This window comes from Fibrobacter sp. UWB4, assembly GCF_002210345.1.
In the GTDB taxonomy this organism is placed as follows: Bacteria; Fibrobacterota; Fibrobacteria; order Fibrobacterales; family Fibrobacteraceae; genus Fibrobacter.
Genome location: NZ_MWQI01000005.1, coordinates 173421 through 186355, shown reverse-complemented (window position 1 = coordinate 186355; position 12935 = coordinate 173421). Strand labels below are relative to the sequence as shown.

Sequence of the window (12935 nt, the reverse complement as noted above, 5' to 3'; positions counted from 1 at the left end):
GCGCATTTCAAATGCACTAACGTGCAGTATTTGAAATTTTTATATATTTGCTGGACGATCATAGCTAACGCCAAAAGCCCCATCAAGGTTGGCACAAAAAATCGTTTGCTATATATGGAATTGAATTTTAAAGAGATTGATTAATGGCAGCTACGAAATATACAGAAGACAGCATCAAATCCCTAGAGTGGCATGAACACATCCGTCTGCGCCCCGGTATGTACATCGGTAAACTTGGCGACGGACAGAGTCCGGACGACGGCATTTACGTGCTCGTCAAGGAAATTATCGACAACTCCATCGACGAATTCGTGATGGGTGCCGGCAAGAAGATTGAAATCAACATTGACGACCATGCAGCCCGCGTGCGCGACTACGGCCGCGGTATTCCTCTTGGCAAGGTCATCGACTGCGTGTCGAAGATCAACACAGGCGGTAAGTACGATTCCGAAGCGTTCCAGAAATCCGTCGGCTTGAACGGCGTGGGTACAAAGGCAGTAAACGCCCTTTCTACCAAATTCATCGTCAAAAGCTACCGCGACGGCCGCATGAAGCAGGCTGAATTCTGCCGTGGCGTTCTGGTGCAGGACTACAAGGAATGCGCTACAACCGAAAAGAACGGTACCGAAATTTACTTTGAACCGGATGCCGACATTTTCAAGAATTATCGTTTCCTCCCGGCCTACATGGAAGAGAAGGTCTGGAACTACGCCTACTTGAACAACGGCCTCCAGCTCATCATGAACGACAAGGTCTACACGAGTCCGAACGGCCTTTTGGACCTTTTGAACAAGCACGTGGACGATTCCATCCGCTACCCGGTGATCCACTTCAAGGGCAAGGATATCGAATGCGCCTTCACGCACGGGAACCAGTACGGCGAACATTACTATAGCTTTGTGAACGGTCAGCACACCACGCAGGGCGGTACACACCAGCAGGCATTCCGCGAAGGCCTTGTCAAAGGCGCCCGCGACCACTTCAAGAAGGACTTGGACCCGCAAGACGTGCGCAACTGCGTCATTGGCGCGATTTCCGTACGCATCCAGGAACCGGTTTTCGAATCCCAGACAAAGACAAAGCTCGGTTCGACGACGGTCGCTCCGGGTGGAGCCCAGCTGCGCTCCTGGGTCGTGGATTACGTGGCAAGCGAGTTCGACAACTTCTTGCACAAGAATCCCGAAACCGAAAAGGCGCTCCTCAACCGCATCACGCAGAACGAACGTGAACGCAAGGAAATCGCAGGCATCAAGAAGCTCGCGAACGAACGCGCCAAGAAGGCGAACTTGCACAACCGCAAACTCCGCGACTGCAAGATCCACCTCACCGACGTCAAAAACGCGCTCAACCGCGAATCGATGATTTTCATTACAGAAGGTGACTCCGCATCTGGCTCTATCACCAAGGCCCGTAACGTGCAGACGCAGGCAGTGTTCAGCCTCCGCGGTAAACCGCTCAACAGCTTTGGCATGACGAAGAAGGTCGTGTACGAGAACGAAGAATTCAACTTGTTGCAGCACGCGCTCGACATCGAAAACGGTCTTGAGAACTTGCGTTACGACAAAGTGATTATCGCGACCGATGCTGATGTGGACGGTATGCACATTCGCCTTTTGCTCATGACGTTCTTCTTGCAGTTCTTCCCGGAACTTGTGGAACAGAAGCACTTGTACATCTTGCAAACGCCGCTTTTCCGCGTGCGCAACAAGCAGGTGACCAAGTACTGCTACGACGAAGCCGAACGCGACAAGGCTGCAAAGGAAATCGGCAAGACCGGCCTCGAAATCACTCGATTCAAAGGTCTTGGCGAAATCAGCCCGGAAGAATTCGGACAGTTCATCAACGAGGACATGCGCCTTGAGACGGTGAGCATTCCGCCTGACGCCTCGCTCGGCAAGATGCTGGAATACTACATGGGCAACAACACGCCTATGCGCCAGGAACACATCGTGCTGAACCTGAGAGCAGAAGCAGTGGAAGAATTGTAAGTGGTCTTTGGTCATTATAACGCCATTCTAAAGCCTAAGGCAATAGAATGGCATTTTTATTTTGCCCCAAAAAAAGCAAATCAAAAGAATAAATTCACCCATATAAACTTACTTATTTACTACTTTGTCATCTTTTGCATTCGACAAAAGGTATTTTCTGGAAGATCTTTTTAAGGAGAAACTCTAATGGCCTTAGTCAATAAAATCAATCAAAAATCAGGAATCATACAACATCAGGATACAGATATTCCTATGGATATCACTATTGGGAGCTATGAAGGAAATACAGCTGTTCGATTAGGTTCTAAAGGGTCAGACAATCGAAAAACAAAGAAAAAAACGAGTCAGGTCTATGTACTGGAAGAAGACTCCGCAAAGCAACTCTACGATATTCTAAAAAGCACATTTAATTTTTAAAAATAATGGATCCCCTCCCCGACGGTCGAGGATGACGAGAAAAAAAAAGCTCGCGAACATAAAGGTCGCGAGCTTTTTCATTTGCATTTAAAGAGCGCTACACCTTATGGAGTGTCTGCGTCTTCGGGCCTTTCACGCCGGCAGGGAGAATCATCATGACCTTTTCCATGCGGGTGCCGTCCATGCGCAAAACGCGGAACGTGTAACCCTGAATTTTGACTTCGGCGCCCGGTGACGGGATGATTCCAAGCGTTGCCTGAATGAGGCCGGAAAGCGTTTCCACGTGGGAATTCTCAGGCGGTTTGAGTTCCACGTCGAGTTCGTATTCCAAGTCCGAGAGCGTCATCAGCGGATCGAGAATGTAGCGTCCGTCCTTCAACTTCTGCACGTCCTCATCTTCGTCCATGTCGTCTTCGTCGCGGATTTCACCGACGATTTCTTCGAGAATGTCTTCGAGCGTCACAAGGCCAGCCGTTCCGCCGTATTCGTCCACGACAATCGCGAGCTGGTTACCCGTCTTGCGGAGTTCCGTCAAAAGATCATCAATCTTCTTGTGGTACGGCACGTAGACCGGCGGCATCACAAGCTTCATCAAGTCAAACGGTTCATCGTGATGTTCCGTGTACCATTCCAAGAAGTCGCGGTTCGAAAGAATACCGACAATGTTGTCTACCGTTTCCTTGTACACCGGCAAACGAGAATGGCGTTCGTTATTCAAGACCTTCACCAGGTCCTCAAGCGAAGTGTCCACATCAATCGCACACATGTCCACACGCGGTGTCATGATTTCGCGCACCGGAGTTTCCACGAAGTCGAAGATGTTAAGAATCATCTGCCGTTCTTCTTTCTCGAGGCCCTCGCCTTCAGAGAGCGAAGAATCCGAAAGGTCCGCCTGCACAGCGTCGCGGCGTTCTTCGGGCAAGAAGCTGAGCTTGGCATCGTAGCCGAGAGCGTCCAAAAGCTTGAGGTAAATGGTATGGCAAACGCGGCCCACCGGCACAAACGGCATACGGATGAGCCTGTACAGCGGCACGAGCACCACGGACAAAGTATCCGGTTTCAAGTTGCCGATCAGGTTCGGACAAAAGATGGTCACAATATAGATCACGGCACAGGCGCAAAGCATATACGCCATGATCCCGAGCAGCCAAAAGTCGTGCGTCCACTGCCACGGGGCATTCGAGAACAGATAAAATCCGAACACGCCAATGCCCACGTCCGAGAAGATTCGGCCGATGGAGACGGTCTCGTTGTAGCCGCGGTTTTCGACAATCTTTGCAATCTTCGCTTCTCGGTCCGTGCGGTCGTGGTCTTCACGCTTGGCATAGATGGCGGCAAAGACTGCCTTGATTAAAGTAAACGATGCCGAAACTAAAAGAAAGAAAACGAGAAGAACAATCGCAATGGTGTTCGGATCACCCATTTTCCATGCTCTCCTTGTCCTTGTACGGATCCAAGCCAAGGAACTCGCATTCGCGGGCGCGCATCACCTTTCGGTCGGCGGCCTTGATATGGTCGTACCCCGACAGGTGGAGTAGTCCGTGAACAATCACGCGCTTCATCTCGGCAAAAAAGCTATTGCCGTACTGCGGGGCCTGGCGCTTGACCTGATCCCTTGCGATGTAGATTTCGCCGAGCATTTCTTCTTCGCCCGGAATTTCTTCGTGCCATTCGAACGAAAGCACGTCCGTCACCTTGTCGAGCCCGCGGTAGTTCTTGTTCATCTCGCGAACGAACTCGTCGGTGCAGAGCACGATATTGACGTTGTTCTCCGTGCCTTCTTCGGCAAGGAGCTTGCGGGCCATAGCTTCGAACTTATCCTTCCACGGGAAGGACTCGATATTCCCCTCGCACAGGAAATCGATAGTGTAGTCTTTCTTTTTACTAGCAGGGTCTGGCATTAAATGTTATACCACTTTTTTAAGACGTTGATAATGGCTTCGGCTTGCGCCTTGCCTGTAATCTTGAACTTGCCTTGGGGCTTGAATGTGCCTTGCATCTTGCGGTAACGGCGCAGAGAGACCTTCGGTTCGCTGAACTCGCCCGTTTTCGGGTCACGGTCCTGGTAGAAGAACATCACGGTCGGCCAAGCGCCCTTCGAAAGGACTTCCTTGCTCAATTCCTTGATGACGACTTCGCCGGTTTCTTCGTCAGTGTATTCGACGGTCAAATCTTCGACTTCTGCACTCATTTTTACCTCCAATGAAACACAAGTACTATACAATTATAACATTATTATGGAAGCGATGGGAAATGTAATTAGGAAAGTATAGGAGAATGCAGTAGGAAGTAGGAAGTTAGAAGTAGGAAGAAAAACAAATAGGCAATTTTTTTGCAGTCAACTGCCAACTTCCTACCGTCTACTGTCTACTCACTAGTGATGATGTTCGCAGCAGCCGCCGTGGGTGTGGTCATGGCTCCCGAGAACGCGATGCGGCACCCCGTGGGCAATCAGATCGACCTCACAGCCATAAGTGCTATGGAGCATTTCTTCGGTCAGATTCGCCCCTTCGTGGTAATGCACGGAATGGTTCACGCAGACAACGCTCTTCACCTTATGCGAAAGCGCCATCAAGTCGTGCGTCACGATTACAATCGTCATCGTTTCGCTAAATTCCGCAAGCATGTTGTAAAGCGCTTCAATTCCCGCAACGTCAATATTGTTGGACGGTTCATCCAAAAAGAGGATTTTCGGATTGCAGACAAGAGAACGGGCAATCAAGACACGCTGGCGTTCACCGCCACTCAGTTCACCAAGACGGCGGTCCAAGAAGCCCGCGATATGCACACGCTCAAGTGCAGCCTTCACTTCATCTGACTTGGGTGAAAGCCCAGTCTTGCCTGTTGCAACGCACTCGCCCACCGTAATCGGGAAGTCGATATTCTTGTTCGTGTTCTGCGGCACATAGCCGATAGCCACTTTCTTCGTCGGGACCTTTTCGCCGAAAACGCGCACCGTTCCAGACGTCGGCTTCAAGAGCCCGACCATCAACCTCATCAGCGTAGACTTGCCACCGCCATTCGGCCCGATAATTGCAACAAAGTCATTTTCGTCAATAGACAAGTTCACGTCCGTGAGCACGGGCGACTTACCATAGCCAAACGAAAGATCTTTGATGTCAATGGCAGACATTATCTCTTTTTCGCCTCAGCAAGAGCATCAATAAACTTTTGAGTATTACCGATAAAGTCGTCAGACAGCGGATCTGTTTCGACAACAACAGCACCTAAATCCTTTGCTATAGTCGCAGCAGCTCGTTTGCTGAATTCCGGCTGCACAAAGACAGCCTTGATATTGTTTTTGCGCCCCATCTGGATGAGCTTCGCCAAATCCCGAGGTTTCGGCTCTTTACCATTCACTTCAATTGCATACTGAGTGAGCTTGTAGTCCTTAGCGAGATAGCCATACGACGGATGGAACACGATGAACGATCGACGATCTAATGGCAAACCCATGATCACAGAAGTCAACTTACGATGGACCTTGCGCAAAAGTTCCTGCGTGTTCTGGAATCTAGCCGTATAGTAAGCAACATGTTCAGGATCAATATTCTTCAAAGCTTCATAAATATTTATGGCCAAAAGTTGCATACGGTACGGAGACGTCCAAATATGCGGATCAAGCTCATTTTCATCATCGTGATGATGACCAATTGCGTCATGATCGTGATCTTCGGCTTTCATCCATTCGATATTCCTGGAGAAATTCACGACCTGAACATTTTTATTAGCACCCAAAAAACGAGGAAGCCAGGCATTATCCAAGCCAGACCCATCTGTGAAGTAAACCTTGGCAAGCGAAAACGCCTTGATAATCGCAGGCTTCGGTTCATAATTGTGCGGGTCCGCACCCGGCGGCAAAAGCGTCACCACATTTAAGCGAGCACCACCAAGCATTTTTAACAAAGTTGAATAAGGCTGTAAAGAAACCGCAACCGTGATATGTTCATTGCCAGCGCAGACAATTGCGGCAGGAATCAAGACAAGCAAAAACAGGGATCGAAGAAGACGCATTATTTTTTTCCTTCCAAAAAGGCGTTAAAATCAATTTCGCTAACATTATTGACAATAAATTCAGGCTTCACGTCGAGCTTTTCGACATCCGCCATTTTCGATTCGCCGCACAGGGGCAACACAAAACGGCAGCCGGAACGCTTAGCCAGTTCAAAGTCCGTATAAAGGCGGTCCCCCACAAACAGAATTTCTTCGGGGCGGTAAAGTTTCAAAAGTCCCGAAAGCATTGCCGGGTTCGGCTTGCCAAAGCTCATCTCAGGTTCAACGCCGTAAGCGGTCTTGAGGAGAGCCATGAAGCTACCGATATCTGGCACCGGACCGCGTTCGTCGGGACAGACAAAATCCGTATGCGTGACCCAGAACGGGATGCCTCGCTGCACTCGGAAAGAAAGCTCACAAAGTTCGCGGTAGTCAAAGCTATTGTGGTAAGCGACAAGCACGAGTTCGGTTTCCTCAACCGACGGGCGCAAATTGAGGCTCGGATCCTGCGCCGCAAACCATTCGTACACTTCCGGGTTCGCAAAGAAAAAGACGTTCTTGATCTTGCGTTCGTGAATTGCATCAAGCGAAAGGTATAGCGCCGAGATGATGGAATCATCGGCAAGCGGAAGCCCCATGACCTTGAGGCGATTCTCGTAAAAAACCGGAGACTTGCTCGTGTTGTTGCTCAAATAATAGACCGGCACACGCTTAGCAACGCTATTGACCGTTTCGACCGCACCAGGGTATGGGCGGCCACTCAAATAGAGAGTTCCGTCTAAATCGAAGACAACAGCTTTAACAGGATTTTTCACGGGATGTAATATAGAAATTTAGTCTTTAGTTTTTAGTCGCTAGTCATTAGTCTATAGTGATTTGCTGTTTGGTTTGCTATTTTTACTCCTATGAAAACACCTGATAGTCGTTTCTATTGCCCGCTCATTAGCGTCGGCACCATCATCTTGGACGAAAACGAAAGCAGCCATGCCGTACGCGTTTGCCGCGCCGTGAATGGCGAAATTCTACAGCTCTGCGACGGCCTCGGGCATTACGCCGATGCAACAATCACCAAGGCAGACGCCAAAGCCTGCGAAGTCCGCGTAGACACCGTCGAAGACGCACCGTTCAATCGTCCGCGCCTGAACCTCGGCATCGCCTGCCTCAAGGACGACGCGCTCGAAGAAGTCGTTTTCCATGCGGCTCAGACTGAAACGGACAGCATCATCTTTTTGCGTACGGACTATTCCCAGGAACCCAAGAACTCCGACTTGAAAAAGACGGTTCGACGCGCCGAACTCAAATCGCTCGTGAGCCTCAAGCAATCCAAGAAGCCCTGGATGACACGCATCGAAGGGCCGATTGAATTCGACAAGTGGCTCAAGGATTATCAGGGAGACTTGATTCTCTGCGATATCGATGGGGAACGCAAGTTGGATTTGGGATTGGGGAAAAGTTCCGCAAACGGAAACGCCACGCCTATTACTTTACTTGTAGGGCCAGAAGGCGGATTCTCGCCCCGTGAAATCGATGCGATAAAAGCGTTCAAGAACGGGAAAGTCCATCTACTGAACCTCGGCAACACGCGCCTCCGCGCCCGCACCGCCGCAATAATTGCACTAGGAAAAGTGCTGTAAAGTGGTTAGTGGTTGGGAAGCGGAATGCAGCCAACCCCCAACCTTGGGAGGACGACTACATTCCTGTTTACTTAACCACTGTTTACTAACCACTATAATGTCACTTTCACTTTTTCGCGCATAGCCATAACCGTCGCCTTGGCTTCTTCGACTGTATCGCGACGAGCGAGGAGAACGCCCATACGGCGGTGACCCTTGAGTTCCGGCTTTCCGAACAAGCGAAGGCCCGTATCCGGTTCTGCAAGAACTTCTTCCAAACCACTGAACTTCACGTGGTCAGAATTGCCATCGACGACGATAGCCTTCGATGCGCTCGGGCCGTGGAATGCAATGTTCGGAATCGGGAGGCCGAGAATGGCGCGTGCATGCAATGCAAATTCGGAAAGGTCCTGAGAAATGAGCGTCACCATGCCCGTATCGTGCGGACGCGGAGAAACTTCGCTGAACAAGACTTCATCCTTGCAAACGAAAAGTTCCACACCAAAGATGCCGCGACCGCCAAGAGCGTCCGTGACCTTCTTTGCAATCACCTTTGCCTGTTCCAAGAGTTCCGGCTTCATCGGCTGCGGCTGCCAAGATTCCTGATAGTCGCCGCCCACCTGATGGTGGCCAATCGGTTCCAGGAAGCTCGTGCCTGCCACATGGCGAACCGTGAGCAAAGTAATTTCGTAATCGAACGGCACAAAGCCTTCGACAATCACGCGGCTGGCAGCACCAGTGCGGCCACCCGTCTGAGAAATGTTCCAGGAGTTTTCAACGTCGGCTTCGGTCTTGATGACACTCTGACCATGACCAGAAGAACTCATCACCGGCTTCACCACGCACGGGATGCCGATTTCCTTGACCGCAGCCTTGAAATCTTCGTAGTTGTCCGCAAAGCGGTACGGACTCGTCTTGAGTCCGAGTTCTTCGGCAGCCAGGCGGCGGATGCCTTCGCGGTTCATCGTGAGCTTCGTGGCCTTGGCGGTCGGGATGACGTTGTAGCCTTCCTTTTCGAGTTCCACGAGCGTGTCCGTTGCAATCGCTTCGACTTCCGGCACGATGTAGTCCGGTTTTTCCTTTTCAATGACGGCACGGAGTTCCTTGCCATCGAGCATGTTGATCACGTAGCTGCGATGAGCCACCTGCATGCCCGGAGCGTTGGCATAACGGTCCACTGCAATCACTTCGACGCCAAGACGCATCATTTCGATGATGACTTCCTTGCCCAATTCACCAGAACCGCAAAAGAGAACCTTTGTTGCGGTAGAACTAAGAGGTGTACCGATTTCTGCCATAAAAACTCCTTGTTGTGACTACAAATATAAAATTATTAGGCAACCATTAAAAAGAAATGCCCGTGCAGAGGCGGGCATGACAATAAGATTTTGCGGTTAGTTTTTTTCAACGTTTTTTATGCAACGGACAGAAACTCTAGATTCCTTTAAGAAGGAACTAATATTTGCTGTTACCTTATCATATGAGATTCTCACATAAACCGCATTCGGTCCAGTACCATCAGATCCTGAACCACTAGAAGTCCAAAAAACAGCATCGGTATCTATTCCATCAAACATAAACATACCACCATCATACACCTGCAATCCACCAGGGAGCGCCGTAAAGCCATATTTATCAGAACCCGTCGTTGCAGGACTGTCATATTTCCAGCCTTCTACAGACTTGAGAACTTTACCAGAAATATTGTCAGCAGAAGTACCACCAACAACATCAAAAAGGATATGCCATTCATCCAAGCTAGGCATGCGCCAACCATTGGGGCAAACATTCTGGGCGTCATCCCAAGCATAGAGTCGCCCATATGTTTTGCAATTTTTATCAGCACCATTATAGCAATAGCTATCATCTGTTTTGTAATTCACGTTTTCGGCCATCCAAGTTTCGGAGTAATCTTTATCCTTAACTTCAATCGTCGTGTACTTGTAAACCTGATAAGTTTTTTCTTCAGTGGTTTTATTTTCAAATTCAGCACAGAACAAGTGATCTGCATCTGCTATTTTAAATTTTTCATCACCGCATTTTTCATAGACCACAACTTTTTTGCCATTTTCGCAAGTCTCTAATTCCACATCATATTCTTCCCCATTACACAGAGGATACGTTTTATTGTTAAAACAGAATTTTGCATGTGCGTTATATAATTCGTCACCACAAGATTTCAAAACTTCTACAGGTTCGCCATTAACGCATTCATACGTCGCTGGGTCATATTTTTTGCCATTGCAAAGTGGATACGCTTCCCCCTCTGCCGTGCAGAAACTTTTTTCAGGGTCATAAGGCTTTGTTCCGCATATGGCCTTGTAAAGCTTTGTCGTTGTCGCATCTTTGCCTTCGCCGCACTGGATTTGAACAACACCATCCATGTCGCTCACGATCTTGCAGCTGGCGCCATCACTACCATTCGTGCCATCAGTGCCGTTCGTACCGTCTGTGCCTTTTGTACCAGGAGCACCCGGTTTACCATCGACGCCATTGTGAATCATCACAGACTTGTCTCCGCAAGTCACAACAACGTCATCGCTATCTGCGGCCTTAGCGACAGAGCAAGAAGTTCCATCCTTACCGTTCGAGCCATTAGTACCGTCTTTACCTTTGACGCCATCCGCACCATTTTTCACACTTCCGATCGACTTGCCATCACAGATAACATCAAAGCCCGAACCGTCCTTAAAAGGAGTCATGGTGCAAGACTTTCCGTCTTTACCATCTTTGCCATCATTACCGTCTTTTCCGTTCTTACCATTGGTTCCATTGCTACCATTCTTGCCACTGACAGCAGCGCCGGTAACTGCAGCCCAGCCATCATCCGTGCAGGCATAAACCTTTACGGAATCGGACACGTAGACGAACTTGCCAATAATTTTTTTGTTGCATTCGCTCAAATCACTGAACGAAGTTACTGTTTCAGCAGCACTCCCTGAAACAGGCGCAAGTTCATCCTCGCAAGCTGTAAAATATAGAGCCATACCAAACAATGGCAAAAGATATTTTTTCATTTATTTTCTCCTAAAAGAACACGCACACAGCGCATTCATTCTGATTACAAAAAACTTACAGTACAAATGTAGTAAAAAAGATTCCAGCAAGCCTTCAACAAACAGGAAGGAAAAATCAGAACTTCATATCCACAGGATTGAAATAGAACTTCACGCCCGAACGGATCCAGGCATCCGAACCATCTTCCTTTTTATCATGCGAGAGATTGCGATACACGCGGAAACCACCGCCGGCATAAAACTTAAACCATTCACGCACTTCTCTTTCATAAAGCACATCAACGAGGAACTGCTTTTCGACAACTCCTGAAAGAGTTTCTTCTGATTTTAAAGCTTTGTCATAGTCCGTATAAAGTTCCTTATCGCCTTGACGCAGCCAAGCAAGCGTCATCGTCGCAGAATGATGATTCCAATTCCAGTTCATGTCAAACCACAAATCAAGCGCATCAGAACCACGACGGTAGCCAATAGGATAATCAACAAAGTATGCATCAGCATAATCGCTATCGCCCTGTTCGCGATAATTACTGCGGTAATTGCGGCGCCCAGTGTATTTCAAAAGCGGAAGTTTGCTGTTGTTTGATGCAGGGTCAGTTTTAACAACATCCAAGCGCCAGGAGAACTTTCCGTAATTGCGGGTTTCGAGTTCATGATAGTAACCCACCATGTAATTGATGATAGAGCGGTTCGTGCCCATCTTTTTGTCTTCACCGACCGGGCTCGCAATATCTTCCATATTGATTTGGCTATAGAACTTTGCGCCATTAGAAGTCTTGTAACCAAATTCTACAGACGTTGCCGCAGACGTATAACCCGTTGCGTAATTATCGTGCCAGAACATAAACGGATTGATAGAGCGGAATTCCAAGGACTTGCCGCCAATCACACTTTGTTCAACAATATAAATCCAGAACTTTTTCGTATCCACGCCAAATCTGTGGAAAACCATGTTCTTCACATTTTCTGTATAAGTGCGATTGCGCTGGTTGCTCACCTGACGACCCGGAGATGTACATTTTTGGGCATACGCTTCGCTACCTTCCGGCGGGCAGCCCGTTTCGTGATTTATCACATCGTCAAAAAGCCACGCATTCAATGAACTCAGCAAAAAGTCATAACGGAAAATGCCAATATTCAAATTCCAATGGATTCCATCGTGATACGGCAAGCCACCAAGAAAAACATCATTTTTAGAAATTTTCAAATCTTCGGGATTGAACCTACCAAACTGAACAAAGCCTACAGAATTTTCCCATTTAGCATAAGCATTTGTCGGGACATTGATATCAAGTTCGCTCGGCTTGTAAGTAAAATTCGTCTTGAGTTCACTATTGAACCAGGCTTCCAGATCCTTTCGCAAAGGAGCCTCTAGCAAAAAGTCAAAATTCTTGTAGCCGGCACGAAAACTGAGCGTAAAAAACGGACTGATGTGTTCCTCGTAATTGCGAGCCGTCTCCAGCGGAATCCGGAGTCCACGCCAGTTGACACCATATTTTTCGGCAGTATCCACAGCAAACATCGGATCCGTAGGGCCGCCGTTGAAACCGAAATTGAAATCCGTCCCGATCTGGAAATAGCCAACCTTTTCCGCAGGCTTTTCAGAAGGATCTTCAGCCGAGGCAAACACAGCCACCGCCATCAAACAAGCAAACAATAACGCACGAGATAACATAATATAAATGTATTAAAAAGTCTTTTGAACATGGAGATGCCCGCTCAAGGCGGGCATGACAAATCAAGCATGAAGCGAAGCGGACACGCCGTGAGCCGGAGGTGACTCGTATTGACGAGTCATCGAAGGCGAGAGCGAGGCGAAGAAGGAACTTGTCCTTTGCACAAGAGCCGAGCGGACACACCATGAGCCATAAGCGGCACGGCGTAAGCGTGCCGTGTTGGCGAGAGTGAGG

General features: G+C 48.7%; 12 protein-coding genes. 3 read left to right on the top strand and 9 right to left on the bottom strand.

The features are described from left to right. The first annotated feature begins 143 nt into the window (after positions 1–143). Entirely contained in the window at positions 144–1988 is a 1845-nt protein-coding gene (locus tag B7990_RS09810) for a DNA topoisomerase IV subunit B (RefSeq protein WP_088640788.1), read from the top strand. A 186-nt stretch (positions 1989–2174) separates the two neighbouring features. After that, a complete protein-coding gene (locus B7990_RS09805) occupies positions 2175–2405 on the top strand; it encodes a hypothetical protein (RefSeq protein WP_088640787.1) in 231 nt (76 codons plus the stop codon). Positions 2406–2502: 97 nt separating this feature from the next. Here B7990_RS09805 and B7990_RS09800 read toward each other — a convergent pair whose 3' ends face one another. From B7990_RS09800 to B7990_RS09775, 6 genes are all read right to left on the bottom strand, one after another. Next, the gene (locus tag B7990_RS09800) at positions 2503–3828 is read right to left on the bottom strand and encodes a hemolysin family protein (protein WP_088640786.1); all 1326 of its coding nucleotides are present in this window, start codon (positions 3826–3828) and stop codon (positions 2503–2505) included. Next, positions 3821–4306, bottom strand: coding sequence for an rRNA maturation RNase YbeY (gene ybeY / locus B7990_RS09795; protein WP_012820391.1), 486 nt, complete (start codon positions 4304–4306; stop codon positions 3821–3823). Before ybeY ends, B7990_RS09800 begins: the two co-directional genes overlap by 8 nt. Further along, positions 4306–4596 (bottom strand): hypothetical protein, encoded by a 291-nt coding sequence (locus tag B7990_RS09790; RefSeq protein WP_012820392.1) that lies wholly within the window; start codon positions 4594–4596, stop codon positions 4306–4308. Before B7990_RS09790 ends, ybeY begins: the two co-directional genes overlap by 1 nt. Positions 4597–4779: 183 nt before the next feature. Next, entirely contained in the window at positions 4780–5538 is a 759-nt protein-coding gene (locus B7990_RS09785) for a metal ABC transporter ATP-binding protein (protein ID WP_088640785.1), read from the bottom strand. Next, a complete protein-coding gene (locus tag B7990_RS09780) occupies positions 5538–6419 on the bottom strand; it encodes a metal ABC transporter solute-binding protein, Zn/Mn family (RefSeq protein WP_254917455.1) in 882 nt (293 codons plus the stop codon). The genes B7990_RS09785 and B7990_RS09780 overlap by 1 nt, the downstream gene beginning before the upstream one ends. Then, complete coding sequence (locus B7990_RS09775; protein ID WP_088640783.1) at positions 6419–7213, bottom strand: HAD-IIA family hydrolase; 795 nt, start codon at positions 7211–7213, stop codon at positions 6419–6421. Before B7990_RS09775 ends, B7990_RS09780 begins: the two co-directional genes overlap by 1 nt. 90 nt (positions 7214–7303) lie before the next feature. Here B7990_RS09775 and B7990_RS09770 point away from each other — a divergent pair, with 90 nt between their 5' ends. After that, on the top strand, positions 7304–8032 hold the full coding sequence (locus B7990_RS09770; RefSeq protein WP_088640782.1) for a 16S rRNA (uracil(1498)-N(3))-methyltransferase: 729 nt from the start codon (positions 7304–7306) through the stop codon (positions 8030–8032). Between the two features lie 92 nt (positions 8033–8124). Here the strand turns inward: B7990_RS09770 and purT are convergent, their stop codons facing one another. The 3 genes from purT to B7990_RS09755 form a co-directional block, all read right to left on the bottom strand. Beyond that, complete coding sequence (gene purT / locus B7990_RS09765) at positions 8125–9309, bottom strand: formate-dependent phosphoribosylglycinamide formyltransferase (RefSeq protein ID WP_088640781.1); 1185 nt, start codon at positions 9307–9309, stop codon at positions 8125–8127. A 96-nt stretch (positions 9310–9405) separates the two neighbouring features. Next, positions 9406–11028, bottom strand: coding sequence for an FISUMP domain-containing protein (locus tag B7990_RS09760; RefSeq protein ID WP_088640780.1), 1623 nt, complete (start codon positions 11026–11028; stop codon positions 9406–9408). 115 nt (positions 11029–11143) lie between these two features. Then, positions 11144–12655, bottom strand: coding sequence for a hypothetical protein (locus B7990_RS09755; RefSeq protein ID WP_254917453.1), 1512 nt, complete (start codon positions 12653–12655; stop codon positions 11144–11146). Between the last annotated feature and the right edge of the window lie 280 nt (positions 12656–12935).